General features: G+C 62.1%; 15 protein-coding genes and 7 pseudogenes. 7 read left to right on the top strand and 15 right to left on the bottom strand.

The genetic code is table 11. The features are described from left to right. Positions 1 to 5: 5 nt before the first annotated feature. The 4 genes and pseudogenes from ACZ1HK_RS03070 to ACZ1HK_RS03085 form a co-directional block, all read right to left on the bottom strand. Positions 6 to 1,672 (bottom strand): annotated as a pseudogene (locus ACZ1HK_RS03070) (alpha-glucosidase). Positions 1,673 to 1,686: 14 nt separating this feature from the next. Next, positions 1,687 to 2,836 (bottom strand): annotated as a pseudogene (locus ACZ1HK_RS03075) (carbohydrate ABC transporter permease). Positions 2,837 to 2,848: 12 nt separating this feature from the next. Continuing rightward, the gene (locus tag ACZ1HK_RS03080; protein WP_472627408.1) at positions 2,849 to 3,829 is read right to left on the bottom strand and encodes a carbohydrate ABC transporter permease; all 981 of its coding nucleotides are present in this window, start codon (positions 3,827 to 3,829) and stop codon (positions 2,849 to 2,851) included. Between the two features lie 156 nt (positions 3,830 to 3,985). Further along, complete coding sequence (locus ACZ1HK_RS03085; protein ID WP_472627409.1) at positions 3,986 to 5,335, bottom strand: ABC transporter substrate-binding protein; 1,350 nt, start codon at positions 5,333 to 5,335, stop codon at positions 3,986 to 3,988. Positions 5,336 to 5,596: 261 nt separating this feature from the next. Between ACZ1HK_RS03085 and ACZ1HK_RS03090 the strand changes: the two genes are divergently transcribed. The 3 genes and pseudogenes from ACZ1HK_RS03090 to ACZ1HK_RS03100 all read left to right on the top strand — a co-directional run bounded on the left by ACZ1HK_RS03090 (position 5,597) and on the right by ACZ1HK_RS03100 (position 8,983). Next, the gene (locus tag ACZ1HK_RS03090; protein ID WP_472627410.1) at positions 5,597 to 6,631 is read left to right on the top strand and encodes a LacI family DNA-binding transcriptional regulator; all 1,035 of its coding nucleotides are present in this window, start codon (positions 5,597 to 5,599) and stop codon (positions 6,629 to 6,631) included. Between the two features lie 27 nt (positions 6,632 to 6,658). Next, a pseudogene (locus ACZ1HK_RS03095) lies at positions 6,659 to 7,967 on the top strand (GH1 family beta-glucosidase). A 77-nt stretch (positions 7,968 to 8,044) separates the two neighbouring features. Then, positions 8,045 to 8,983 carry a glucokinase gene (locus ACZ1HK_RS03100; RefSeq protein ID WP_472627411.1) on the top strand — a complete coding sequence of 313 codons (939 nt, stop codon included), beginning with the start codon at positions 8,045 to 8,047 and terminating at the stop codon, positions 8,981 to 8,983. A gap of 6 nt (positions 8,984 to 8,989) precedes the next feature. Here ACZ1HK_RS03100 and ACZ1HK_RS03105 read toward each other — a convergent pair whose 3' ends face one another. Beyond that, positions 8,990 to 9,814: an aldo/keto reductase gene (locus tag ACZ1HK_RS03105; RefSeq protein WP_472627412.1), complete on the bottom strand. Its 825-nt coding sequence runs from the start codon at positions 9,812 to 9,814 to the stop codon at positions 8,990 to 8,992. 69 nt (positions 9,815 to 9,883) lie between these two features. Then, complete coding sequence (locus ACZ1HK_RS03110) at positions 9,884 to 11,044, bottom strand: LLM class flavin-dependent oxidoreductase (protein WP_472627413.1); 1,161 nt, start codon at positions 11,042 to 11,044, stop codon at positions 9,884 to 9,886. A 100-nt stretch (positions 11,045 to 11,144) separates the two neighbouring features. Between ACZ1HK_RS03110 and ACZ1HK_RS03115 the strand changes: the two genes are divergently transcribed. The 3 genes from ACZ1HK_RS03115 to ACZ1HK_RS03125 are packed head-to-tail and all read left to right on the top strand — an operon-like array spanning position 11,145 to position 13,882. Next, on the top strand, positions 11,145 to 11,897 hold the full coding sequence (locus ACZ1HK_RS03115; RefSeq protein ID WP_472627414.1) for a GntR family transcriptional regulator: 753 nt from the start codon (positions 11,145 to 11,147) through the stop codon (positions 11,895 to 11,897). Positions 11,898 to 11,922: 25 nt separating this feature from the next. Next, positions 11,923 to 13,011, top strand: coding sequence for a Gfo/Idh/MocA family protein (locus tag ACZ1HK_RS03120; RefSeq protein WP_472627415.1), 1,089 nt, complete (start codon positions 11,923 to 11,925; stop codon positions 13,009 to 13,011). A 25-nt stretch (positions 13,012 to 13,036) separates the two neighbouring features. After that, complete coding sequence (locus ACZ1HK_RS03125) at positions 13,037 to 13,882, top strand: glucosamine kinase nucleotide-binding domain-containing protein (RefSeq protein ID WP_472627416.1); 846 nt, start codon at positions 13,037 to 13,039, stop codon at positions 13,880 to 13,882. Here the strand turns inward: ACZ1HK_RS03125 and ACZ1HK_RS03130 are convergent. Then, positions 13,879 to 15,737: pseudogene (locus ACZ1HK_RS03130) on the bottom strand (polysaccharide biosynthesis protein). The gene ACZ1HK_RS03125 and the pseudogene ACZ1HK_RS03130 overlap by 4 nt on opposite strands. 362 nt (positions 15,738 to 16,099) lie before the next feature. Between ACZ1HK_RS03130 and ACZ1HK_RS03135 the strand changes: the two are divergent. Continuing rightward, entirely contained in the window at positions 16,100 to 18,208 is a 2,109-nt protein-coding gene (locus ACZ1HK_RS03135) for a GumC family protein (RefSeq protein ID WP_472627417.1), read from the top strand. Positions 18,209 to 18,370: 162 nt separating this feature from the next. Here the strand turns inward: ACZ1HK_RS03135 and ACZ1HK_RS03140 are convergent. The 8 genes and pseudogenes from ACZ1HK_RS03140 to ACZ1HK_RS03175 form a co-directional block, all read right to left on the bottom strand. Further along, positions 18,371 to 18,940 (bottom strand): annotated as a pseudogene (locus tag ACZ1HK_RS03140) (VIT1/CCC1 transporter family protein); the annotation flags it as partial. Then, a pseudogene (locus tag ACZ1HK_RS03145) lies at positions 18,940 to 20,353 on the bottom strand (FAD-binding oxidoreductase). The pseudogenes ACZ1HK_RS03140 and ACZ1HK_RS03145, both read right to left, overlap by 1 nt. Before the next feature lie 441 nt (positions 20,354 to 20,794). Next, on the bottom strand, positions 20,795 to 21,172 hold the full coding sequence (locus ACZ1HK_RS03150) for a rhodanese-like domain-containing protein (RefSeq protein ID WP_472627879.1): 378 nt from the start codon (positions 21,170 to 21,172) through the stop codon (positions 20,795 to 20,797). Positions 21,173 to 21,183: 11 nt separating this feature from the next. Further along, a complete protein-coding gene (ispG, locus tag ACZ1HK_RS03155; RefSeq protein WP_472627418.1) occupies positions 21,184 to 22,317 on the bottom strand; it encodes a flavodoxin-dependent (E)-4-hydroxy-3-methylbut-2-enyl-diphosphate synthase in 1,134 nt (377 codons plus the stop codon). Between the two features lie 139 nt (positions 22,318 to 22,456). Next, complete coding sequence (locus ACZ1HK_RS03160; RefSeq protein WP_472627419.1) at positions 22,457 to 23,989, bottom strand: helix-turn-helix domain-containing protein; 1,533 nt, start codon at positions 23,987 to 23,989, stop codon at positions 22,457 to 22,459. A 200-nt stretch (positions 23,990 to 24,189) separates the two neighbouring features. Beyond that, a pseudogene (hemA, locus tag ACZ1HK_RS03165) lies at positions 24,190 to 25,412 on the bottom strand (5-aminolevulinate synthase). A gap of 202 nt (positions 25,413 to 25,614) precedes the next feature. After that, the gene (locus ACZ1HK_RS03170; RefSeq protein WP_472627420.1) at positions 25,615 to 25,962 is read right to left on the bottom strand and encodes a hypothetical protein; all 348 of its coding nucleotides are present in this window, start codon (positions 25,960 to 25,962) and stop codon (positions 25,615 to 25,617) included. Further along, on the bottom strand, positions 25,925 to 26,206 hold the full coding sequence (locus tag ACZ1HK_RS03175; RefSeq protein WP_472627421.1) for a hypothetical protein: 282 nt from the start codon (positions 26,204 to 26,206) through the stop codon (positions 25,925 to 25,927). The genes ACZ1HK_RS03170 and ACZ1HK_RS03175 overlap by 38 nt, the downstream gene beginning before the upstream one ends. Positions 26,207 to 26,213: the final 7 nt, after the last annotated feature.

Below are 26,213 nucleotides of genomic sequence, written 5' to 3' on the forward strand. Positions count from 1 at the left end.
CTCTCTTATCCCTCTGTCTTTAGGTCGGTGCGCCGCGCAAAGCCGGCTTCATAGGGTGGCAACATCATTTCATCGCCCATCGGTTCGCCGTCGAAGGGGGATACGATCCGCTCCCACGTGCCATCGGCCAGCGGGATGCGTTGCACGTCGTTACTGAGGTTGAAGGCGCACAGCACCTCTTCGCTCTCATGGCAGCGGATGAATTCCACCACCGGACCCACGGCGCGCAAGCCGCGCATCTTGCCCTTGATCAGCGGGGCCTGGGTTTTGCGCCAGTCGATGATCTGCTTGTAGGAGGCCATCGTGCTTTCCTGTGCGCCGGTCTGTTTTGCGACCGCACGCGCCAAATGCTCAGGCGCGACCGGCAGCCAAGGCTTGGCTTCCGAGAAGCCGCCATTCTGGTTGTCGGCCACCCATGGGATCGGCGTGCGGCAGCCGTCGCGGCCCTTGAACTTGGGCCAGAAGCGGATGCCGTAGGGGTCTTGCAGATCCTCGAAGGCGACATAGGCCTCTGTCAGGCCAAGTTCTTCGCCCTGATAGAGGCAGACGGAGCCGCGCAGGCTGAGCAGCAGCCCGGCGTAAAGCCGGATCGCGTCATCATCCAAAGCCCACCGCGTGGCGTGGCGCACGACATCGTGGTTGGAAAAGGCCCAACAGGCCCATCCATCGCCCACGGTGTTCTCATAATCCGAAAGGACCTTCACCACACGCTCGGCATCGGGTGTCAGGCCCGAGAGGAATTCGAACGAGTAGCACATGTGCATCTTGTCGCCGCCCGACGTGTATTCGGACTGAATCTCAAGGCCGTATTGCGCATCGCCCACTTCGCCCACGGCTGTGGCCGCCGGATATTCATCCATCACCGCACGCAAGCGGCGGAGGAAATCGAGGTTTTCGGGGCGGTTCTTGTCGTGGATGTGATCCTGCCAGTTATAGGGGTTCACCTCGGGCGCGATGGTGGCATTGCGCGCCTCGGGATCGAGGGCGGGATTGTCGCGCAGCTCGGCGTCGTGGAAGTAGAAGTTGATCGTGTCGAGGCGGAAGCCATCGACGCCGCGATCCAGCCAGAAGCGCGCGACTGACAGCAATTCTTCCTGCACCGCCGGGTTGTGGAAGTTCAGATCCGGCTGCTCTTTCAGGAAGTTGTGCAGGTAATACTGCATCCGCTCCCCGACCATTCCCAGGCCGAGCCGCCGAAGATCGACAACCAGTTATTGGGCGGCGTGCCGTCGGGCTTCGCGTCCGCCCAGACATACCAATCGGCCTTGGCGTTGGTCTTGTTCTGCTGGCTTTCCTGGAACCAGGGATGCTGGTTCGAGGTATGGCTGAGCACCAGGTCGATCAGCACCTTCAGCCCCAGATCGTGGGCGCGATTAATCAGCGCGTCGAAATCGCCAAGCGTGCCGAACATCGGATCGACGTCGCGGTAATCGCTGACGTCATAGCCGAAATCGAGCATCGGTGAGCGGAAGAACGGGCTGATCCAGATCGCGTCGACACCCAGATCGGCGATATGCTCCATCCGGTGGATGATACCGGCCAGATCGCCGATACCATCGCCGTTGCTGTCCTGAAAACTGCGCGGGTAGATCTGATAGATCACGGCACCGCGCCACCAGTCCTTGTCGGGCGCGATGATGTCGCCTTGGGGCATGTCCTGCATCAGGTTCATGGCCGTATCGTTCCTTACTTGACCGAGCCGGCCAGCAGGCCGCGCACGAGGTAACGTTGCATGGTGAAGAAGACGAGGAGCGGGACCGCGATCGACACGAACGCGGCCGTCGCAAGGATGCCCCAATCGCCACCGCGAGAGCCCAGAAGATCGTCTGCGATTTTCACGGTCATCACGGCTGCATCCCCTGCGGAGGGCAGGAAGACCTTGGCGACCAGCAGGTCATTCCATGTCCACAGGAACTGGAAGATCGCGAAGGAGGCGAGCGCCGGGAAGCTGAGCGGCAGGATGATCTTGGTAAAGATCTGGAAATCCGTGGCGCCATCGACTTTAGCGGATCTCGATGATGTCGCGGGGCAAGCCCACCATGTAGTTGCGTAAGAGGTATATCGCGAGCGGGAGGCCGAACCCTGTATGGGCTAACCATATCCCCACGAAACTCTGCCCGATGCCCAACTGGTTGTGCAGGTTCAGGAGCGGCACGAGCGCCAGCTGCAAGGGCACCACAAGCAGGCCCACCACGGTCGCGATCAAAAGCCCTCTGCCCGGGAAATCCATCCACGCCAGGGCATAGGCCGCAAAGGCCGCGATCAGGATCGGGATGATCGTCGCCGGGATCGTCACCGTCAGCGTGTTGATGAAGGCGCGGTCCATGTTGTCGGCGGTCAGAACCGTTCGGTAATTGTCGAGCGTGAATTGCGGGGGCGTTTCCGCGACAAAGTAAACCCTCGGCGCGCCATCAATTGGCTCGGGCGAGGTATAGACGTAGGAGCCGTCTGCGTTGACCTGAATGGTGCCACCATCGCGGTTCTCGGCCTCCGTTCCGGCTTCGAACGCGCCCGGCTCACGACCCCGCAAACCAAAGGCTGCGATGGAGCTTTCGCCATCCTCAAAGCTTTCGCGCACTTCCTCGGATTCGAAGATATTGCCTTCGATCACGAAGAGATTGCCCTGCTCGGTCGGCGTGGCGTCAGCACGCGTCCGATACGTCAGCTCCACCGAGAACGGTGCGACCCACCAGCCAGACGCCGCGATCTGATCACGATCGCGGAACGAGCTGACGAAGAGCCCCACGGTCGGGATCAGCCACGCGATCACGATCAGAAGCACCGCGATGTTGGTGACAAGGGAAAGGCTGCTTTTCTGTCCTGCGATATTGTCCATTGCTCTTCCCCCTCAGCGCATTTCTTTGCGCGCTTGCGCGATGTTCCAGACCATCACCGGCAAAACCACCAGCATGATCACGAAGGCCACAGCCGTGGCCTGCCCGTCGTCGCGGAACATGAAATCCATCATGAAGGACGGCAGAATTTCTGTTCCGAAATTGCCCCCCGTCATGGTGTAGACGATGTCGAAGACCTTCAGGACCAGGATGGTGATCGTCGTCCAGACCACCACGATTGTGCCCATGATCTGCGGCACCTTGATCTTGAAGAAGACCTGGAACGGGTTCGCGCCGTCGATGATGGCGGCCTCCACCGTTTCCTCCGGGATACCGCGCAGGGCGGCGCTTAGGATCACCATGGCAAAGCCGGTCTGGATCCAGATCAGGATGATCATCAGCAGGAAGTTGTTCCAAAACGGGATCTGAAGCGGGTCGATCCCCTCTTCCGCGCCGAAGTAGAAGCGGATGGCGTTGATGATGCCGATGTCACCGTCCTGGGCGTATACGAAGCGCCAGATCAGCGAGGCACCCACGAAGCTGATTGCCATGGGCATGAAGACCAGCGACTTGGCGATGTTGCCCCAGCGCAGACGGTCGGTGAGCTGTGCGATAACCAGCCCCAGGAACGTGGCACCCGCAGGCACCACAAGCGCCCAGAGGATGTTGTTGAGGAAGGCTTGCCGGAAATCGGGGTTGTTAAAGAGGCGGGCGTAATTGCCAAGCCCAACGAATTCGTCGCCTGAGCGGTCGTAGAGCGAGCGGAAGAATGAGCCCACCACCGGGTACATCAGGTACAGCCCCAGCGCGAACATGGCCGGGAACAGGAAAATCCACGGGCGGATCATATTGGCGCGGTTGATGTTGCGCCCCGCATTCGCACCCCGTGCCGGGAACAGCACCTTATCGATGAAGAGGTTGGCGAAGTAAAAATACCCCACGCAGCCGCCGACGCCGATGATGATCGTGATGATGCCTTGAATGACTGGCGACATGGTAAGCGCCCTCCCCCGGTCGAATGGTGTTGGCGGATACGCTCGCGCCCGGCGGGCCACATTGGGCCGGTCGTGTACCGGTTTGTCCGGCTTGGTTGGCGTCCGGCCCGCAAACCTGCGGGCCGAAGCCGGTGTCATTTTCCGTGAGTGGACGGCTTACTGGATTTCGGACCAGCGATCCTGGATGCGACCTGCGACAGACGCGGCGTCTTCACCGCCGACATAGTCGACCATGCCGGACCAGAAGATGCCCTGACCGATTTCCGACGGCATCAGGTCCGATGCGTCGAAGCGGAAGGTCGTGGCACCCAGCAGGATGTCGTTCATCTGACGCAACGTGTCCGAGGCGAACAGATCGCTGTTCACGCCCGAATGCGGTGTCAGGAAGCCCGACTGTGCCATCCACACTTCGTGGGCGATGGGCGTCTGCAGGAACGCGATCAGCGCTTGTGCGCCTGCGCTGTCCTGCGTGATGCCGAAGGCCGTGCCTGCACCCAGAACGGGCGAGCCAAGGTCTTCACCAGCGAACGCGGGGAAGTAGAAGAAGTCGCTGTCCGCATCTTCCGGGAAGAAGGTCGGGATGAACGACGCCTGACGGTGCATGTAGCACTCGGCCGGGAAGGTGAAGAGGCCGGCAGGGCTGTCGCGGAAGTCAGTGGAGGCCACAGCCTCGGACCCGCCATTGACCCAATCGTTGTTGCGCGCGAACGAGCCGAAGACTTCGATTGCGTTCACAACCGCCGGATCGTCAAAGCCGATCTCGTTGGCAACCCACTGGTCATAAACCGAGGGATCCTGCGTGCGCAGCATGATGTCTTCGACCCAGTCGGTGGCCGGCCAGCCGGTGGCCGCGCCGGAACCCAGACCGATGCACCAAGGCGTCTCGCCGTCTGCCACGATCTGCTCGGACAGCGCGATCAGGTCTTCCATGGTTTCGGGAATGTCGTAGCCCGCTTCATCGAAGGCTTCCGGCGAATACCAGACCAGCGATTTTACATCGACCTTGTAGAAGAAGCCGTAAAGCGCCTCTTCGCCATCGGGGCCAGCGGCAGTTGCCAGCGACACCCACGAGTCGCCTGCGGCGTAGTTTTCGCGGATCCAGTCGGCGGTCTCTTCGCTCATCGGAGTGAGTTCGCCGCGCGAGGCGAGGTCCGCGATCAGGCCGGGCTGCGGGAACACGGCCACGTTGGGCGCCGAATCGGCCTGGGTGGCGATCACGATGTCCTGCTCGAAGCTGTCGGAGCCGGAATATTCGACCACCGCGCCAGTCGCGGATTCGAAGTAGTCGAGGACCGAGTTCACCAGTTCCGCGTCAGCACCCGTCCAGGGGCCGGTGATGGTGACGGTTTCACCCGCGAGGTCGAATGCCTCGGCGTAGGCGTTGTAGCTGTCCCAGTTAAAATCGCCTTCGCCAACGGCAAAAACGTGGTTGATGTGACCATCAGCCAGTGCGCCGCTCGCGGAAAGCGCCAGTGCAGCCGCACTGGCCAGATACATCTTCTTCATAGGTGACCTCCCAGTCAGTTTCGCGCGGGCCGTGTCGCCCGGCGCGTGCAGTGCCCCGCTGCGCTTCTCTCCAAAGCGCTTTGGGTTGTCGACACACTTGCCGATGCAACGGCCTGTGTCAATGAGACTCTGCAAACAACAGAAAAATCATGGAATTTTCGACTGAACGGTCAGGAAATCTGCATTTCCCCCTTTGACAGCATCGCCGCGCAGCCGCTAGCTTACCTCTGATTTTCGAAGCGCTTTGAAAGCCAATTTCGTATGAATCTCAAACAATTGTCCGAGTCGCTTGGGCTGAGCCAAACCACCGTCAGCCGCGCTTTGAACGGCTACCCCGAGGTTCGGGAAGAAACCCGGCTGCGGGTTCAGGCGGCGGCCGAGGCTGCGAATTACACGCCGAACGCCAAGGCCCGTCGCCTGGCGACCGGGCGGGCGATGGCCATCGGGCACGTCATGCCCCTGACCGGCAAAGAGGAGCTGGTGAACCCGATCTTTGCGGATTTCATTGCAGGCGCCGGCGAGATCTATGCCCGCGAAGGCTATGACCTGCTGCTGTCGATGGTTCCGGCCGAGGGGACCGAGGCCGCCTATCGCCAGATGGCGGCCAACGCCTCCGTCGATGCCGTCATGGTCCAGGCCCCGACGATGGACGATCCGCGCGTTCCGCTGCTGCAGGAACTCGGCCTGCCCTTCCTCGTTCACGGGCGCACGGGCGCGCCGGACGGGTATTCCTGGCTCGACGTGGCCAATATCCGCGCCTTTCGACGCGCCACAGACTTTCTGTTGGATCTGGGGCATCGCAAGATCGCATTGATCAACGGTCAGGAAACGCTCGATTTCGCCCGCCGCCGACGTCTGGGGTTCGAACAGGCAATGGCCGCGCGGGAGGTTTCGCCTAACGCCGCATGGATGCGCTCAGACGTTATGACCGAGCAATATGGCTACCGCGCCGCGTGCGAGATGCTGGATGCGGGCGATGGGCCCACGGCATTTCTGGCCTCATCCATCATCCCCGCCATCGGGATCCGCCGCGCTGCGGGCGAACGTGGGCTGCGGATCGGGCGCGATGTGTCGATCATCTGCCATGATGACGGTCTCAGTTATATGGGCAACGAGGGTATCAGCGCGCCAGATGGTCCGGCCTTCACCGCCACGCGGTCCTCGATTCGGGCCGCTGGTCAGCGTTGCGCGGAAATCCTTCTCAGCCTGATCGACAATCCTAACCAGCCCGCCATCCAGGAACTTTGGGACACCGACCTATCGCTTGGGCGGTCCACCGGCCCTGCCCCCGCCTGACCCTTTCTGCCTCACAAGGACAGCACCATGAACTTCACCCGCGCCGACTTTCCTGACGGCTTCCGCTTTGGCGTTGCCACGTCCGCCTATCAGATCGAGGGCCACCAGTTCGGCGGCGCTGGCCTGACCCATTGGGACAGTTTCGCCGGCACACCCGGCAACGTTGTGCGGTTCGAGAATGGCGCGCTGGCCTGCGACCACTATAACCGGCTGGACGAGGATCTGGATCTGATCGCGGGGCTTGGCGCGGATGTCTATCGTTTCTCAACCTCGTGGGCGCGGGTCATGCCCGAGGGCACCGGCGCCGTGAACGGAGAGGGCCTCGATTTCTACGACCGGCTGGTCGACGGGTTGCTGGCGCGCGGCGTGGCGCCGGCACTGACGCTCTATCATTGGGAACTGCCGCAGGCGCTGGCCGACCGGGGCGGCTGGCGGAATGCGGACATGCCGAACTGGTTCGCGGACTATGCGGAGGTTGTGGCCGCGCGATTGGGCGACCGGCTCTGGTCGCTGGCCCCGATCAACGAGCCTTGGTGCGTGGGCTGGCTGTCGCATTTCGATGGCCATCACGCACCCGGCCTGCGCGACATCCGCGCTACCGCGCGCGCGATGCACCATGTGCTGGTCAGCCACGGGCGCGCCATTCAGGTGTGCAAAGGATTGGGCGTGCAAAATCTGGGCGCTGTCTGCAATTTCGAATGGGCGACGCCCGCGACAGATGCCCCGGAAGACGTCGCCGCCGCCACACGCTACGACGCGATCTACAACCGCTTCTTCCTCGGCGGCCTGTTCAAGGGCGAATATCCGGTCGAAGTTCTGGAGGGGTTGGAGCCGCACTTGCCCCACGGCTGGCAAGACGATTTCCCGGTCATCCAATCCCCCCTAGATTGGGCCGGCATCAACTTCTACACCCGCAAACGCATCGCGGACGTCCCCGGCGCGCCGTGGCCCGCCTATGCCGAGATGCCGACACAGGGGCCCACCACGGATATGGGGTGGGAGATCTATCCCGACGCCTTGCAGATGTTCCTGACCCGGATGGCGCGCGAATATACTGGCGATCTGCCGATCTTTGTGACCGAGAACGGCATGGCCTCGGCCACGGATCCGGATCCCGACCGCATCGATTACCTCGACCAGCACCTCGAAAGCCGTGCAATCCGCAATTGCCGAGGGCGCGCCCGTGGCGGGCTATTTCGTGTGGTCGCTGATGGACAATTACGAATGGGCCTTGGGCTACGAGAAACGCTTCGGTTTGGTCCACGTCGATTTCGAGACCTTGGCAAGAACGCCCAAAGCGTCCTATCACGCCCTCGCTGAGTGGTGGCGCGCCTGAACCGGCGCGGCATTGCACTTGGCGGCTTCGTCATTTATTTTGGCGATCAAAATTAAAACGACCCCGAAGGAACCCACATGTCCCGCTCGCTTGTAGCCGATATCGGCGGCACCAATACCCGTGTCGCTCTGGCCAGCGGCGCAGATGTGGACCGTGCGTCGGTCAAGCGCTTCAAGAATGCGGACCATGATGGCATCGGCCATGTGATCGCTCGCTTCCTTGAGGAAAGCGGCGTGGACCGTGACCGGATATCCGGTGTCTGCGTGGCGATGGCGGGGCCGGTCCATGATGGCGTGGGCACGCTGACCAATCTGGACTGGCGGATCGACAAGACCGTGTTGGCCGAGGCGTTGACCGCCGAGAAGGTCGCGGTGCTGAACGATCTACAGGCACAAGGTCACGCGATCGGACATATCGCGGCGGAGGATCTTGAAGTTGTGCTGCCGCAGCCGGACGTGCCGGAAACAGCCGCCAAGCTGGTGATCGGCCTGGGCACCGGGTTCAACACCTGCCCGGTCTTTGACACGGCAGCGGGGCGCTTTGTTCCGCCGTCCGAGGCGGGCCATGTCAGCCTTCCGGCGTCGATCCCTGCCCTGCACGCGCTGCTTGGTGCCTTGGGGGACGCCAAGGGCTTTCCATCGGTTGAAGAGGTTTTGTCCGGGCGCGGCGTCAGCAATTTGCACCGGGCGCTGCATGGCACCAAGGTTGAGCCTGCCGACGTGCTGGACCAGATCGCAGCCGGGGACAAGGCGGCCTGCGAAACCGGCGCCTTGTTCGTGACGGTGCTGGGGGAAGTGGCAGGCAATCTTGCCCTGTCGCACCTGCCCTTTGGCGGCATTTACCTTGTCGGCGGCGTCACCCGCGCCTTTGCTCCGCATCTGGACCGCTTCGGCTTTGTCGATGCCTTCCGGGCCAAGGGCCGTTTTTCCGGCTTTATGGAGCAGTTCGGGATCAGCGTGGTCAGCGATGACTACGCGGCCCTGACGGGCTGCGCCAATCATCTTTCCCATCTTTAGGCCCGTTTACGCGACCTCGTGACCGAGGGCGGCGGTGTAGATTTCAAACCAGTCAACGCGGCTGAGATCGACTTTAACAGCGTCCGACAAGCCCTTGATCCGGTTGAGATTGTTCGTTCCCATCACAGGCAGGATCTTGGCCGGGTGTCGCAGCAGCCAGGCAACAGCCACGGCGTCCGCGCCGACGCCTTGCTCAGCCCCGATCCGGTCCAGCACCGCACGCACGGCGGCCCCTTCGCTGCCAAACAATGTACCCCCCGCCAGCGGCGACCAAGCCATCAGCGGCTGGTTCTGACGCTGGTGGAAGGCCAAATCCCCGTTGGTGAAGGGCGCGTGGTGCAAAACAGACATCTCGATCTGGTTGGTGGCCAGCGGGGTGTCCATCGCGGATTGCAGCAGCTCCCAATCCCAGGGGCGGAAGTTCGACACACCCACCGCGCGGACCTTGCCGGAGGCTACCAGTTTGTCGAGGCAAGCGCCCGTTTCCGCATGATCCATCAGGGGATCGGGGCGGTGGATCAGCAAAAGGTCGATGACGTCAATCGCCATATCTTTCAGGGAGTTATCGACACAAGCTGAGACATAATCTGCGCTGGTGTCATAGTACTTCACGCGCTTGTCGGAGTGCTTCCCGATCGGCGCCACGATATCGCATTTCGTCACGATCTCGATCTGATCGCGCAGTTGCGGCGCGGCCTTCAGACAATCGCCCAGATAGCGCCTCGGCAATGTAGCCGCCGTAGATGTCGGCCTGATCCATCGTCGTGATGCCCTGCTCAAGGCAGGCTTCGACCTTCGCCTGGACATGGGCGGGCGATGTATCGTCATCATCCCCCAAGCCGCCACATGCCGTAGACGATCTGGGACATCTCAAGGCCCCCAACATTCGACGCGATCCATTTAACGACGCTCCCCTGTGCCCAAAGGCGTGGCGGGTGTGCTCGCAGGCACCCGGCCGTAAACCTCTGGCATTGAACATGTTTTCAGCTCGGGCATCACCAGGCGCCCGAAATGCTTGCACTCATCCATATGCGGATAGCCCGAGAAGATGAAGGCGCGGATGCCCATCTTCTTGTACTCTTCGATCTCGCTGAGGACCTGGTCGGCGGAGCCCACCAGCGCCGCACCGCAGCCCGACCGTGCCCGGCCCACACCGGTCCACAGATGCGGCTCAACATAGCCGTATTTGTCGGCCAATTCGCGCGCCTTGGCTTGGTGCGAGACACGCCGAGCGAGCCGCTGGGATCGAGCGCCCGTTCGCGGATCAACTGGCCATATTCGTCGTCCAGCTTTGCAGGTCAGATGTTCGGCATATTCGCGTGCCTCGGCCTCCGTGTCGCGCACGATCATGTGCACGCGCAGGCCGTAGTCGAGCGTGCGGCCATAGCGTTCCGCCACCGCGTTCACGTCGCGCATCCGCTGCGCCAAGGCCTCTTTCGGCTCGGGCCACATCAGGTAGACATCGCAATGCTGACCGCACAGCTCCAGCGCAGGCGGGGAATATCCGCCGAAATAAAGCAGCGGCCCACCGGTCTGATAGGGGCGTACGGGATCAGTCGTTAACCCTGCAAAATCATAGACTTCACCTTGGAAGTTAATCTCGTCCTGCGTCCAGGCTTGCTTGAGGATTTCGACCACCTCGCGCGAGCGCTGGTAACGGAACCCGCTTTCAGCCTTCTCGCCTGGAAAGTCGGACGAGATGATGTTCACGGTCAGCCGCCCTTCCAGCATGTGGTCGAGCGTGGCGATGGTGCGGGCCAGCATGATCGGCTGCATCTCGCCGCAGCGCACGGCGGCGAGCAGGTTGATCTGTGAGGTGATCGGCGCGCAGCCGGCCACGAAAGACAGCGTGTCTTGGCCCACCTGATAGGAGGACGGGCAGAGGATGTTGCGAAAACCCTGCTTTTCCGCCTCCTGAACGATGCCCGAGCAATGCGCCCAGGACGACCGCAGCTTGCCATCCGGCACGCCGAGGAATTCGTAATCGTCCGAGCAAAGGGCTGCGAACCAGCTGACTTCGGCAGCATCCAGATCTGCCGATGTGACGGGAACCACTGTCATCCTTCGCGTCCTCCCTTGCGCGGTCAACTCTTCTCGGGTAGCACCGCATAGACGGTATATCAATGGTATATCAATTCCGGCCAGCGAGGGAGGACGCGCGATGCCGAAGACGCTGCGCGCCACACCTGCGCCCGCGCCGCTTGAGGCGCCCACAGGCGCCTTGCCGACCTATCTTCGCATCGCGGAAGAGCTGACCCGTGATATTGGCTCGGGCCGGTTGGCCGAGGGCGATAAACTGCCCCCCGAACGCGCCATGGCCGCAGACAAAGGCGTGGCGGTGGCAACACTCCGCAAGGCGCTGCAGCTTTTGGTGGACCGCCATCTGATCGAACGGCGGCAAGGGTCGGGCAATTATGTGCTAGGCGGCAACCGCTCCGTCGGGACCTACGCGCTGCTGCGTCTGGAATTGGCGGGCCAAGGCGGTGGCCTGCCCACCGCGCGCCTGCTGGATATGACGCGCGCGGCCAAGCCCGTGACGCTGCCCAAAATCGGGGCGTCCGACATCGGCTTGCGCATCCGTCGGTTGCGGTTCCTGTCGGATGTGCCTGTTGCTGTTGAGGAAATCTGGCTTGATGCCCGCTGGCTCGACAAGGGGCCGTTGACGCCGAACAACGTCTCGGAATCGCTCTACCGCAGCTATGAGGATCGGCTGGGGCTAAAAATCAGCGAAGCTGAGGACGTCATCCGCATGGGCGCCTTGCCGGATTGGGCGCCGGATGCTCTGGGCCTTGCGCCTGCCGCCAACGTGCCGCTGATCGAGCGTCGCGCCTTTGACCAAAACGGCACGCCAGCTGAGGCCAGTTGGACATGGTACGACCCGACCCGGGCCCAATATTTCGCGCGGGTGCCATGACACCCCGAAGCACAGGACAATAGATATGACGCGTTACGGCATCGTCGGCTCCGGGATGATGGGGCAAGAGCATATCCGCAATATCGCGCTTTTGGCGGGGGCCGAGGTCAGCGCCTTTTGCGAACCGGATGAAGGTATGGCGGCGGCCACGGCGGCCCTTGTGCCCGGCGCGGTGCGCTGCCCCGATCTGGAAGGCGTCGTGCAGCGCAACGATGTGGACGCGGTTGTGGTGGCCTCGCCCAACCACACCCATGTCGATGTCCTCAAACGCATCGCGGCCACCCGACCCCTGCCCGTGCTGATGGAAAAGCCGCTCTATACCGATCCCGCGGATGAGGCGGTTCTGGCCAAGCTGGTCGAGGATTACCCCGCGCCCATCTGGGTCGCGATGGAATACCGCTACATGCCGCCCGTCGCGAAATTCCGCGATCTTTGCAATCAGGCCACCGGCGGAATCAAAATGCTGGCGATCCGGGAACATCGCTTTCCATTCCTTGAAAAAGTCGGTGACTGGAACCGCTTCAACCGCAATTCCGGCGGCACATTGGTCGAGAAGTGCTGCCATTTCTTCGACCTGATGCGCCTGATCCTGCGCGATGAGGCGGTGCGCGTGATGGCCTCTGCCGGGCAATCAGTGAACCATCTGGATGAAAGCTATGGTGGTGAGACGCCGGACATCTGGGACAATGGCTTCGTGATCGTCGATTTCGCCCGCGGCGCGCGCGCTATGCTGGATCTGTGCATGTTCGCCGAAGGCAGCGAATATCAGGAAGAGATTAGCGCCGTTGGCCCCGCCGGAAAGATCGAGGCCAAGGTGCCCGGCCCGACCCGGTTCTGGAATTTCGACATTGGCCCTGCACCGACACCCAAAGTCATCGTCAGCCCGCGGATGCCCACAACCGGCAAGGTCGTGCACGAAACGCCGGTCGACAAGGATCTGCTCACGGCGGGCGATCACCACGGGTCAACCTATTACCAGCATCTGCGGTTTCTGGACGTGGTGCGCAAAGGCTGGCGGCCGGAGGTCACGCTGGCCGATGGCGCGGCGGCTGTGCGCATCGGCATGGCGGCACAGGAAAGTGCGATCACCGGTCGGGCGGTTTCCCTGATCTGAGCGGCGCGTTAGGCTGCGCTCATGAATGATCGGATCGACATTGGCATCGATGGCGGCGGCTCTGGCTGCCGCGTGGTGGTGTCCATGCAAGGCCGCGACGGCCCGCGCCGAGGGCGGCCCCGCCAATGTCGTGACCGATCCCGCCGCGGCCGAGGCGGCTATTCGTGAGACATTGCTTGAGGCGCTTGGCGCGTTTGGTCTTGGCCTCGATGACCTCGAACACGCCCGCATCGTGGCCGGACTTGCCGGATGCCGCCTGCCCGGTGTCGCCGATGCCTTTGCCATGCGGCTGCCGTTTCTGGCCTATGTCGTGGATGACAGTGTCACCGCCTTGGAGGGCGCGTTTGGCGGCGGGCACGGGACGCTTGTGAACCTTGGCACCGGGTCCTTCTTCATCCGCAAGGATGCGCGGGGCGTAACGCATCACGGCGGCTGGGGTTTCGTTCTGGGGGATGAAGGGTCTGCGGCCTGGCTGGGGCGCGAGGCTCTGCGTGAGCTGACGCGGATGGAAGATGGGCGGATGCCTGTGCACACAGATGACCCCTTACGTGACGCCCTTCGCGACGCCATCAACGGGCAGCATCCTTCCGAATTTGCCATGCACGCCGCACCGGACGACTTCGCGGCCCTGGCCCCCGTCATATTCAACCGCCGGACCCCTTGGGCTAAGCTATTGCAGCGATATGTCCAAACCTGCGTGGAACAGGGTCTGAGCGGTGTCGGCCATCCGAACGGCACGCCCTGGGCACTGACGGGAGGCATGGGTCTAGCCCTGGCGGATCGGTTAAGCGGCCAGATCACCGCTGGCCTCCAAGCCCCGCAAGGCAGCGCGTTGGACGGCGCACTTGCGCTGGCGCGCGCCCTGCCCTAGGCGGTGTCGGCTTCAACAGCCGGGCGTTGATAACCTTTCACAAAGCCCGCAACAGCCGCACGGAACCGGTCAGCATCGCATCCCTCAACCGCGCCGCGGGCCTCGCGCAACATGGCGGCGACTTCGATCTGGCTGAGCATGTCTTCGGACGCCCTCAGGATCTTGGAATGCGGCGTGGCGATCAGGGAGGCATCATCAATCAGAAGCTCTTCGTAGAGCTTTTCGCCGGGCCGCAGACCGGTGATCTTGATCTCGATCCCTTCCCCCTCTTCCCCATTGCGAACGCGGGCGCCGGAAAGCTCGATCATGCGCCGCGCGATATCGAGGATCTTCATGGGCTTGCCCATATCCAGCACAAAAACATCGCCACCCTCGGAAAAGGCACCGGCAAGCAGGACCAGCCGCGCGGCCTCCGGAATCGTCATGAAAAAGCGCGTCACCTCCGGGTGTGTGACGGTCACCGGCCCCCGGATCTGATCTGGTCCTGGAACAGTGGCAACACCGACCCGGAGGAGCCAAGGACATTGCCGAAGCGGACCATCGAGAACCGTGTCCCGCTTGCGCGCGATGCCATGTCCTGGATCACCATCTCGGCCATCCGTTTGGTTGCGCCCATGATATTGGTGGGCCGCACTGCCTTGTCGGTCGACACGAGAATAAAGCGCTCGATTCCGTGGGCCTCGGCAGCCGCCGCGACCACTTGCGTTCCCAGCAAGTTGTTACTTGCGCCTTCAAGGACGTTATCCTCGACCAGCGGAACATGTTTGTAGGCAGCGGCGTGCACAATGGTCTCCACGCCCTCTTCCTCAAGAACATTGGCCACACGCGTCGGATTTGTCACAGATCCCAGACGCGCCGAGAGGCCGATCTGAACCGCCTCGGCGCGGGCGCGCAGTTCCCGGTCGATCTGGTAGAGCGCAAATTCCGATTGCTCGTACAGCACGATCCGCGCAGGCGCGCATTCCAGCAATTGGCGGCAAAGCTCGGACCCGATAGAGCCGCCCGCGCCTGTCACCATCACGACTCGGCCCGCATAGGCCTTCGCAATGTCGGGCACATCCAGATCCACCTTGTCGCGGCCCAACAGCGCATCGGGTGCCACGGTTTGCAGCGTCGTGGCTTGGCCTGAGATCAGATCAACATAGGATGGAAGCACCTGAACATCGCACCCAAGCGCATGCAGATCCGCCAGGATCGCATCGGTTTTCGCCTGACTCAGAGACGGCATGGCCAGCAGGACACGCTTGACCTGACCGCTTTCGACCATTTCGCGCAGACGCACCGGCGAAGAGACCGACAGACCGGAAATGATCAATCCATGCAGGTTTGCGTTGTCGTCGACAAAGGCCACCGGCTCCACTTCCGACGACGCGCGCAACGCCGCCGCCAGCTGAATGCCCGCCGCCCCAGCCCCGTAAATCGCGACCGGCACGCCTGCATTGCCGCGCTGCATCGACCGCGACACCAGCAAGTAGCCCAGGTTGCGGCCCATCACCGACAAGACAAAGAACACGCCACCAAACAGAAACGGGATCGATCGCGGCGCATTTATGTTCAAGGCAAAGCTACAGGCCATCGCCACCAGAATCAGAATGGCTGTCGCCCCGGCTATCCGGCTGAGCGCAGACATATCGAGCGATGTGAGCTTGATCCACGGCAACCGCATGGCCAGGACCACAATTGGCCCGAACAGGGTCATTGCAACGATCAGCGGCAATGCGTCGCTTAGGTAGTGCGCGGGAAATAGAACCGAAAAGCGCAAGACGTAGGCCAGGAAGAAGGCAACCGGAACAAGCGCACTATCAAAGGCGAGAAAGAAGTATCGCTTCTGACGACGCGTCAGCGTACTGAGCATTTTGCTCCCCCATTCCGACCAAGACACTTTCGTGGCCGACCCCAGCTACATTAACCGCGTTCTGTTGCATGAGGTAATGGGAAAAACCGACACAGTTGGGTCAAGCCTCGCAAATCCAAAGATCATTGCAAAAACCGTTTGAAAACAGACCCTTGAAAAATCCGCCGACGGCAAGATTCCGCAATATGGTGATCACATGAGCGCCCAAAGAACCTCTACTTCTCGTTTTTTGCCGATCGCTTGGGCAAATTCCCCTCTCTCAACAGTCATTTACCAGGCCAAATGCATCTGACAATAGTGGGCGTATCGGGGCTTCGCCCCGACAAAAAAACAGACTGAGTGATCTCTGAGGTTTGGGTGGAATGACGACGGCACGCGATACGGAAACGAACGGGACATTTGACGGCTCCATCGACCTCGTCGCTCTCGTTCGCACGCTTTGGCGCGGCAAATATTGGATTTTGCTATTTGCCATCGTTTCCATGCTCGCTGCTGGCTTCTACACGATCCGATTTGTAGCGCCCATGTTTCCCGCGCGGGCAAGTGTCGTCCTTGAGGTACAGGATCAACAGGTGATCTCGGACATCGAGAGCGTCTTTGCGGGCGCAGGCACAGATGTATCGGCGATCAATACCGAGATTGAGGTGTTCCGCTCCCGCGATCTAATCGGGCGGTTGGTTGATGACCTCGATCTCGTGACGCATCCTGAATTCAGTGACACCCAATGGCGCGGAGTGGTCAGTTTGGTGCGCGCCCTGATCAGCGATTGGGAGCCACCTGCCATCGAAGGCGAAGATCTGCGCAACCTTGTGATTGACCGTGTGATCGCCCGGCTGTCGATCACAAATATCCGCCAGTCCTTCGTGTTCAATATCTCGATCGAAACGCAGAACCGGCAGGATTCAGCACGCATCGTCAACCGCTTGGCCGAGCTTTACGTGGAAAACCAGATCCAGCGAAAGCTTGATGAACAAACCCGCGCCATCGAATTCTTGTCCCTCAGAACGACCGAGCTGGAAGCCAGCCTTGAACAGCTTGAACAAACTCTTGCGCAACGGATGGAGCAATCAGACGTCATCGACGCTGACGTGCTTCAGGCTCAAAACCTGCAATTGCGCGACACACGTGACCGGATCTCTGAAACCGAGGCCCGCTTGGCAGACACGGCGGCTTTGGGCGAGGCCATGGCAAGTGCCGAAGGGGCCGAGGCGCTGATTGCCGTTGCAGAAGCATCTGGCGACACCCGGTTCAGCGCCATTGTGCAGCGCTTTCGCACAGGTCGGCTTGGTGAAGCGGCGACTGAAATTGCGCTTCGCGAAGTGCAGGATGATATCGCCTCCGACCAGCGCCGCTTGGAGGCACAGCTGGCCAGCCTGCGCCGATCGGAAATGGAATTGACGGCGCAGTTCAACAATCAATCCGATGAGCTCATCGAGCTTCAGCAGCTTGAGCGTGAGGTCAACACCGCGCGCCTGCTGTATCAGACCTTCCTGACCCGCCTGCAGGAAGCAAGCGTTCAGCAGGGCCTGGAGACGGCGGACAGCCGCATCCTGTCCGAGGCGATCCCGCGCAGCGCGTCCAGCCCGCGCATTTTGGTGACCCTCTTTGTCGCAATGATGCTGGGTGCGTTTGTCGGGGCCGCCCTCGCGCTGATCCGCGAATGGCGCTTTGCGGGCTTCCGCACGACGGATGAGCTGCGCCAGACCCTCTCTGTTCCGGTCCTTGGCTCACTGCCGGCCATGTCCAGCCGCAACCGGGTCGACGTTCTGACGCATCTGCGCGAAAAACCCAATTCGGTCTTTGCCGAGGCGGTGCGGAACCTGCGCACATCGATCCTGATGGCCAATCTCGACCGTGCACCGCAGGTGATCTTGCTGACCTCGTCTATTCCGGGCGAAGGCAAGACCACCCTGTCGATCGCCCTCAGCCGCTATTTGCGCGCGTTGGAGGGCAAGCGCGTGTTGTTGATGGAAGCCGATGTCCGCCGCCAAACCCTGCGCGCTTATGTGGGCGAGGGCCACCAGGCTGGCGTGCAGCTGATCGACGTTGTCCTTGGCCGAACGTCGCTTGAGAACGCGAACCTGATGGATGAGGATCTGGGCGTTGAGGTTCTGATGGGCTCAGGTGGCGATTTCAACGCAGCGGACCTGTTCGAATCCCGCCGCTTCCAGGACCTCATCACAACCCTGCGCGAACATTACGACTATATCATCATCGACAGCCCGCCTGTCCTTGCCGTGCCGGATGCCCGCGTGCTGTCGCGGTACGCGGACGCGTCTGTCTTTGCCGTCCGCTGGGGCGGCACAACCCGCACCCAGGTCCGGCAAGGCCTCGATATGCTGGAAAGTGTCGGCCACCCCGCCGATGGCGTCGTCCTCACCCAAGTCGACCAGCGCAAGATGAAGGGCTACGGCTATGCCGGGCAGTACGGATATGACGGCTACGCGTCGGGCTACTACGCAAAGGACTGAGGCGTTCGCGGTCCTATAGCCCCTGCCCCACCAGGGCGCCGATGGCGCTGGTCGCCGCCATCGCCAGCGCGCCCCACAGCATGACCCGTAAGGCCGCGCGCGCGCGCGGGCACCGCCCGCCTGGGCCCCCAAGGCGCCCAGTGCTCCCAAAGCAGCAAGGGTTCCCACGGCGACCCACAGGATCAGCACCGAGACCGGCGCAAGCACCGCCACGCCCAGTGGCACCGCGGCGCCTGCTGCAAAGGTCGCAGCCGACACCAAGGCGGCCTGAACCGGCTGCGGTGGGGACAGGTCCGTTAATCCGATCTCATCGCGCAGATGGGTCGCGAGCGCGTCGTGTCGGGTCAACTCCTCGGCGACTTCAGCGGCCAGATCGGGCCGCAAGCCGCGCTCCTCATAAATGGCGCGCAGCTCGGCCAATTCGCCCTCTGGGTTGTTCTCCAGCTCAGCCCGCTCCCGGGCCACGTCGGCCTTTTCCACGTCCGCCTGGCTTGAGACAGACACGTATTCGCCCGCCGCCATCGACAGCGCGCCCGCGACCATGCCCGCCAGGCCAGCCAACAGGATCACTGCCTTGTCGCCGGACCCGGCCGCAACACCAGCAATCAACGACGCCGTGGACAGGATGCCGTCATTGGCCCCCATGACGGCCGCTCGCAACCAGCCGGAGCGGCCAGACAGATGCGGCTCGGCATGGGCCGAGGGCACGTTTGAGGCCGTGGGGCGCACCATCAGTCCGGCAACCGCATTTTGCCGGGATTGAAGATGTTGAGGGGATCCACGCCACGTTTGATCGCCCCCATCATCGCAATCGCCGCGGGCCCTAGCTCACGCTCGAGATACTGGGCCTTGCCCTGCCCGATCCCATGCTCACCCGTGCAGGTTCCATCCATCGAAATCGCCAGATCGTTTAGCCAGCCGACAAAACCTTCGGCCTTTGTGATCTCGGCTGGGTTGTCCATGTCGATCAGCAAAAGCGTGTGGAAATTCCCGTCGCCCACATGCCCGACCACCGGCGCGATAAAGCCGAGCTCGGCCAGTTTGTCCTGCGCGGCCGCAACGCATTCGGCCAGTCGCGACAAGGGCACGCACACATCGGTGGAAATCCCGCGCGCGCCGGGTCTGAGTTGCAGTGCCGCCCAATAGGCGTCATGGCGGGCCTGCCAAAGCTTGGTGCGCTCCTCCTCGCGCGTGGTGAAGAGTAAAGCCTGTGCCGCCATATTCGCCGGCAATCTCGCCAAAGACCTCGGCCTGCTCGGTGACGCCCGCGTCCGTGCCATGGAATTCCAGCAGCAATAGCGGTGTCTCTGGCAAGGTGAGGTTGGAATAGGCGTTGCAGGCGTTCACCTGAAGCGCATCCAGCAACTCGATCCGCGCCACTGGCAGCCCGTATTGGAACGTCGCGATCACAGCGTTGCACGCCGCCTCGACACTCGGGAAAGAGCATGTCGCAGCCGACGTCGCCTCGGGGATGCCCTGCAATTTCAGCGTCAACTCGGTGATCAGGCCAAGCGTGCCCTCGCTTCCCACGATCAGGCGCGTCAGGTCATACCCGGCCGAGGTCTTACGCGCGCGTTTGGCGCTTGTCAGGATACTTCACCCGAGGGCAAGCACGGCCTTCAAGGCCAGCACATTGTCCTTCATCGTGCCGTAGCGCACGGCGCAGGTGCCCGAGGCACTGGTGGCCGCCATGCCACCAAGCGAGGCATCGGCACCCGGATCGATCGGAAAGAACAGCCCCGTGTCGCGCAAATGCGTGTTCAGCGCCTTACGCGTCACGCCGGGCTGGACGGTCACATCCATATCCTCTGCATGGACGGACAGGATCTGGTTCATCTGGCTGAAATCGAGGCTGATGCCGCCCGCGGGTGCATTCACGTGCCCTTCAAGCGAGGTGCCGGTGCCAAACGGGATGATGGGCACGCGGTGGGTCGCACAGATGCGCACGATCTCCTGCACCTCATCGGTGCTTTCGGGGAAGATAACGGCGTCGGGCGGCTGATTGCGCAGCCATGTGGTCGTGTGGCCATGCTGTTCGCGCAGGGCTTGCCCTGTTTCAACGCGCGGCCCGAACCTCTGGGTCAGGATTCCCAGCACGGTCGCGATGCCGTCTTCATTGCGCGGCAAGTCTGCGATCAGCGCCATCTGGAAAAGCTCCCCCAATTCTGTTTGTGCTAACTACCAGTCGTCGTGTGCGCACTCAAGCAACGCAGCCCGTGGCTCAGACATTGCTCAGATCGGGGGCCAGCCCCCCAAACCCCCAGAGGTATTTTTGAAACAAGGAAGGGGCGCATTTACGCTTCGTTTACCAAGGCGGTCGCATGGTGACGGCGCGGTACAGGCTGAGGAGCCGATGACCGCAAACGAGGAAGGCCCCGGCGCTGTCTGGGGGCTGACCCTCGGTTAGAGGGGAAACTGTCCATTTCCTCGTTTTTCAAATACCTGAATGCGACGTCCAAAACAGATCGCACCGATGAGAGGGCGCGCCGACGCCGCGACGCGCGGCCTTGGCCGCGCCCGCGGCGCCACGCCCAAAGTGCAGCGTGATGACACAGCCATCATGCCAACACGGGAGGGCCTGCGCCCTTAGCTTTCGGTTGGTCCGCCCGCTTCTTTCCAGGCCGCAAATCCACCAATGTTGGTCACATTGGTAAAGCCCATATCCTGCAGGGTCTTGCCCGCAAGGGCCGCCTGCCCGCCCGCGCCGCAGATCAGGTAAAGCTCTGCATCCTTTTGGAAGATCGGGTTGTAGAGCGCCTCAACGGCCGGATCAGCGCGGAACTCGATCATGCCGCGCGGCACGCGGTGCGCGCCCGCGATCGTGCCTGAGGCCGCGATGTCGGTGCCATCGCGCACGTCGATAAAGACCGCGCCGTCCGTGCCGTGTTTGGCAACAGCCTCTTCCGCCGATAGGCGCGGGACCGTGGCATTTGCGGCTTCCAAATAATCCTTCGCAGTTTTCATCATGCGCTCCCTTATTCCGCGGCCTGATCGGCGGCGGCGCGTGCGGCCTCGATCTCTTCGGCCTTTTTCTCGACCTGTTCGACAATATGCTCGACCATCTGGTCGTTGCTCATCTTGTGGCTTTGTTTGCCGGCCAGATAGACCATGCCCGACCCGGCCCCGCCGCCGGTGAACCCTACATCCGTCATCAGCGCCTCGCCGGGGCCGTTCACCACGCAGCCGATGATGCTCAGGCTCATCGGCGTCTTGATATGCTCCAACCGTCGTTCCAGCGTCTCGACAGTCTTGATCACGTCAAAGCCCTGCCGCGCACAGGACGGGCAGGAGATGATGTTGACGCCACGGTGCCGCAGCCCCAGGGATTTGAGGATTTCGAACCCGATCTTTACCTCTTCGACGGGGTCCGCACTCAGGCTGACCCGCATCGTGTCGCCCAGGCCCATCCAAAGTAGATTTCCCAGGCCAATGGCCGATTTGACCGTGCCGCCCACGAAACCGCCCGCCTCGGTGATGCCCAGATGGAACGGCGCGTCGGTTTGTTCCGCCAATTGCTGATAGGCCGCCATCGTCATGAAGATGTCCGACGCCTTCATTGAAATCTTGAAGTTCAGGAAGTCATTGTCTTCCAGGATCTTGATGTGGTCGAGCCCGCTTTCGACCATCGCGTCGGGCGTCGGCTCGCCATATTTCTCAAGCAGGGCCTTCTCAAGCGAGCCCGCATTCACCCCGATCCGGATGGAGCAGTTGTTGTCGCGCGCCGCCTGGATGACCTCTTTCACGCGCTCGGCGCTGCCGATATTGCCCGGATTGATCCGCAGGCAGGCCGCACCCGCCTCGGCCGCTTCGATCCCGCGTTTATAGTGGAAATGAATATCGGCCACGATCGGCACCGGGCTTTCGCGCACAATCTCGTGCAGCGCTTTGGAGCTCTCCTGATCCGGCACCGAGACGCGCACAATATCGGCGCCCGCCTCGGCTGCGGCCTGCACCTGTTCGATCGTTGCCTTCGCATCCGTCGTCAGCGTGTTGGTCATCGTCTGCACGCTGATCGGCGCATCGCCGCCCACGGGCACGTTGCCCACCATGATCTGGCGCGTCGTGCGCCGGTCAATGTTGCGCCAGGGGCGGATGGGATTATGTGACATCTGGAGCAGCCCTTTTGAGGTCTTGCCGCCAAGATAGACATGTCAGGCGGGCTGGACAATGCAAGCAATGCGAATTGTCGGGATGGTCTTGCCAGCTGTCCAGGTTGCGCCCGCCAAGGCGGTCGCCAGGGGCGGATTTTCAAGGAAAATCCGGGCGCTTGGGGTGGCCGTCAGGGCGGGGCAGCGGGCGTTCCGTCTCGGCATCGGGCGTCAGAACCACCACGGGCAATGCGTTGCTGGCCACGATGGCTGCGGCAACATCCGCCGGAATGTCTGGGAACAGGGCCAGCGCCGTTTCCACCTGCCCATTGCCCGCGCCAGTCGGGTCATAGACCACGGCTTGCTGCTGCACCGGAACCTGCACAGGGGCCGCCGGAATGGCGGCAGCGTCCAGCACAAGTGAGGCCACTTCCGTCAAGTCCGGATCGGCCTCCGTGTCGGCGATGGAGTAGGATTGCGTCAGCGCATCCGCGGTCAATTCCACATCGCGCACGATGGAGGCGCCGATACCCGCAGGCCCCAGCGCCACACCGTTCACCGCGAAATACAGGGATCCCGCATTGCCAGACCGCAACGTGGGCACCACATCGCCTTCCGGCACGACGTAAGAGTCGCCCGCATTCAGCGTGGCTTCGTAAATCGTGTCGCCCGAGGGGGACGAAATCCGCACCCATGTGGGCCGCGTAGCAAAGATCATCACCTGATCCGCCGCCTGCGTCACCTGCACGGTCGGGGCAACGGCCCCGCCGCCCAGTTGCGGTGCGACGCGCGGCGCAGCGTCGGCCAACGCGCCGACCTCGTTCGGGTCCACGGTTCCAATCGCGCCATCCCTTGGGGTCAGGACCGGCGCCTCAAGCGCTTGCGGACGGTAGAGGCGATCCACGCTTTCCGGTCCGGGAACCGCGATATCAAAGCCTTGCGCCACATCGAACGCCCCTCCCGAGGCGCCAGCAAGGGGATCAAGCTGTGCCAGCGGCACGGCGGGCGCCTCATCAATGGGGGCGATGTTCAGGCGCTGAATGTCGTGCAGAATGGCCCAAGCGCCATAGCCAATGCCGCAGGCCAGAACGACCAACACGGCAATCGAACCAAGCGCGCCGGGCTCCACCTGCGCAAACACGCTGTCTTTGACGGGCGCGTAAGAGATCCGGGTCGACGACATGACCTCGTTCGGGTCCAGCCGGCGCGGTGCCTCGCTGACCCTACGCTTGACGTCACCGGCCTGTCCGGCCGCTCCGCCGTGGATACCGCGAAAGCCCGTCCCTTCGCAAAAGCGGCGGAAGGTCCATTCCGGATCGATGCCCAGATACCGTGCGTAAGACCTGACATAGCCCGCAATGAAACCGGGCGATTGGAACGCGCCCACATCGCCGTTTTCGATGGCCGCGATATACGTGGCGCGGATGCGCAACTCACGCTCCACATCAAGCAGGCTTTTTCCGAGAGTCGCGCGCTCTCCCCTCAGCAGATCGCCAAGGGGTACGTCGTGCAGATCATAACCATCGAAGACGGGGGCTGGAGACGGATCGGCATCAGAGGAGACGTCGAACGCGCCATGTGCGTCCCACTGTCCATCGCCCCTATACTGATCGTTGTCATGGCCCATGCGGCCTGCCCCGATCTCTATGGGTCCAGCCACCACGAATTGTGGTGTGCCGCCCGTTTGTCCCAAGATGTTACCCCAAAACGGATGATTCCCAAAGAATATCCGCCGACTTTTTCGACCGATACCATGGCGTGCGCATCGGTTGCACCCCGCATGCAGGCGAAACGCTGCGTTTCGGCGCGTTTCAGCCCATTATTTTTCCGAAAATTCGGGGGATGCCCAAGCCTGTGCCACATTGGCGCGGATCAAGGCACAGGGCAGCGCGATTACCCGGCCAGTTCCTGGCGATTCAGCGCGCAATGCGACCACAGCCCATCCATCGCCTGCACCAAACCGTCCAGCATGTTCGGGTCGTGGACCGGCGACGGCGTGAACCGCAGACGCTCCGTGCCCCGTGGCACGGTCGGGTAGTTGATCGGCTGCACGTAGATGCCAAAATCTTCCAGCAGCATGTCCGAGATCGCCTTGGTGTGCACCGGATCGCCGACCATGACGGGCACGATATGGCTGCCATGGTCAATAATCGGCAGCCCCAGCGCCTTCAGGCGGAGCTTGAGGACCTTCGCACGCTCTTGATGCAGATCGCGCAAGGCCTGATCGGTCTTGAGGTGCCGGACCGAGGCCGCAGCGCCCGCCGCAACCACCGGTGGCAGCGACGTCGTGAAGATGAACCCCGGCGCGTAAGACCGCACAGCATCACACATTTTCGCAGAGGCTGCGATATAGCCGCCATGTACGCCAAACGCTTTGCCAAGTGTCCCGTTGATGATGTCGACCCGGTCCAGCAGACCGTCGCGTTCTGCAACGCCACCGCCGCGCGGGCCGTACATGCCGACCGCGTGCACTTCATCAAGGTAGGTGAGCGCGCCGAATTCTTCGGCCAGATCGCACAGCGCCTCAATTGGGCCAAAGTCGCCGTCCATCGAATAGATCGACTCAAACGCGATCAGCTTGGGCGCCTCCGGGTCATCCGCCGCCAGCAATCCACGAAGATGTTCTACATCATTGTGGCGGAAGATCCGCTTGGCTCCGCCATTGCGGCGCACACCTTCGATCATCGAGGCATGGTTGAGCGCATCGGAATAAATAATGAGGCCCGGGAACAGCTTAGGCAGCGTACTTAAAGTGGCGTCATTGGCAATATAGGCACTGGTAAAGACCAACGCGGCCTCTTTTTGGTGCAGGTCCGCAAGCTCTGCCTCCAACGCCTTGTGATAGACTGTGGTGCCCGAGATGTTGCGTGTCCCGCCCGAGCCTGCGCCGGTCGCCTCCAGCGCCTCGTGCATCGCCTCCAGAACAACCGGGTGCTGGCCCATGCCAAGATAGTCATTGCCGCACCAGACCGTGATCTCCTGCTCGGACCCATCCGGCTTTTTCCAGACTGCATGGGGAAGTTGCCCTTGTGCCGTTCGATATCGATGAACGTGCGGTAGCGGCCTTCCTCGTGCAGCTTGCCCAGGGCAGCGTCGAGCGCGGTGTCGTAGTTCACTGGCGGTCTCCTTGAGCGGGCCAGCCTCCTGGCCCGTCAGTTCGATGGCTGCGGGGGTTCCCCCGTTTGGCCTGACATATGGCGCAAAGGCCTGTGAGGCCAAGTTACAAAATGCCGCGTTGCCGACTTTGATCTGGGTCAAGCCGTGACGTCAAATGGGAAAAGGCCCCAGCCCTTCGGCAGGGGCCTGACTTGTGACAGGTTATTCGCTGCCCAATCGCACGTCAAAGGCGGGGTAGCCAAGGCTGTCCGAAAAGCTGAACCCGCCATGGCAATCATGGCAGAACGACTGGCTGATGTTCATTGGGTTCCCGTTGGGCTGCACGGCCGAATAGAACCATCCATCGGTGTCCGGGAATTCGTCGGTTGTGCCGCGCGTCATGATGAACAGCGGGCCACGGCGCGGAGCGTTGTCACGCAACGTATAGCTTTCCTTGGCGATGACGGTGCCAACCGGCATCTCGAAGCTCTCATCATCTTCTTCGTATTGGATATAGGCCTCATAACCCACTTCATTGACGAAGGTGTTCAGGAACCTGCCGCCATGCATGCCCGGGCGCCGCAGGACCGGTCTGGGCATGGCCCCAGTCGCGGTAGACGGCAGCCACTTCGTTGTCGCCGCTCTGGTAATTCTCCAGCAGCTCATCCGCGACACATTCGTAAAGCGCGTCGATCTGTTCTTGCGTGAAATCGGGGATTTCGGCCTCAAAAGTGCAGCTATGACCGTCTGCGGCGGCGGAGGTGGCGAAAAGGGCAGCGGCGATTGCGCTCGCTGCGAAAATACGATGGCTCATGTGGAGG

The sequence above is a fragment of the Gymnodinialimonas sp. JB5-7 genome (assembly GCF_055693405.1).

Excerpts from the sequence above, each read along its gene's own strand:
- ACZ1HK_RS03080 (WP_472627408.1), bottom strand. The coding sequence starts at position 3,829 with ATGTCGCCAGTCATTCAAGGCATCATCACGATCATCATCGGCGTCGGC.
- ACZ1HK_RS03085 (WP_472627409.1), bottom strand. The coding sequence starts at position 5,335 with ATGAAGAAGATGTATCTGGCCAGTGCGGCTGCACTGGCGCTTTCCGCG.
- ACZ1HK_RS03090 (WP_472627410.1), top strand. The coding sequence starts at position 5,597 with ATGAATCTCAAACAATTGTCCGAGTCGCTTGGGCTGAGCCAAACCACC.
- ACZ1HK_RS03100 (WP_472627411.1), top strand. The coding sequence starts at position 8,045 with ATGTCCCGCTCGCTTGTAGCCGATATCGGCGGCACCAATACCCGTGTC.
- ACZ1HK_RS03105 (WP_472627412.1), bottom strand. The coding sequence starts at position 9,814 with ATGATGACGATACATCGCCCGCCCATGTCCAGGCGAAGGTCGAAGCCT.
- ACZ1HK_RS03110 (WP_472627413.1), bottom strand. The coding sequence starts at position 11,044 with ATGACAGTGGTTCCCGTCACATCGGCAGATCTGGATGCTGCCGAAGTC.
- ACZ1HK_RS03115 (WP_472627414.1), top strand. The coding sequence starts at position 11,145 with ATGCCGAAGACGCTGCGCGCCACACCTGCGCCCGCGCCGCTTGAGGCG.
- ACZ1HK_RS03120 (WP_472627415.1), top strand. The coding sequence starts at position 11,923 with ATGACGCGTTACGGCATCGTCGGCTCCGGGATGATGGGGCAAGAGCAT.
- ACZ1HK_RS03125 (WP_472627416.1), top strand. The coding sequence starts at position 13,037 with ATGATCGGATCGACATTGGCATCGATGGCGGCGGCTCTGGCTGCCGCG.
- ACZ1HK_RS03135 (WP_472627417.1), top strand. The coding sequence starts at position 16,100 with ATGACGACGGCACGCGATACGGAAACGAACGGGACATTTGACGGCTCC.
- ACZ1HK_RS03150 (WP_472627879.1), bottom strand. The coding sequence starts at position 21,172 with ATGAAAACTGCGAAGGATTATTTGGAAGCCGCAAATGCCACGGTCCCG.
- ispG (WP_472627418.1), bottom strand. The coding sequence starts at position 22,317 with ATGTCACATAATCCCATCCGCCCCTGGCGCAACATTGACCGGCGCACG.
- ACZ1HK_RS03170 (WP_472627420.1), bottom strand. The coding sequence starts at position 25,962 with ATGCATGGCGGCAGGTTCCTGAACACCTTCGTCAATGAAGTGGGTTAT.
- ACZ1HK_RS03175 (WP_472627421.1), bottom strand. The coding sequence starts at position 26,206 with ATGAGCCATCGTATTTTCGCAGCGAGCGCAATCGCCGCTGCCCTTTTC.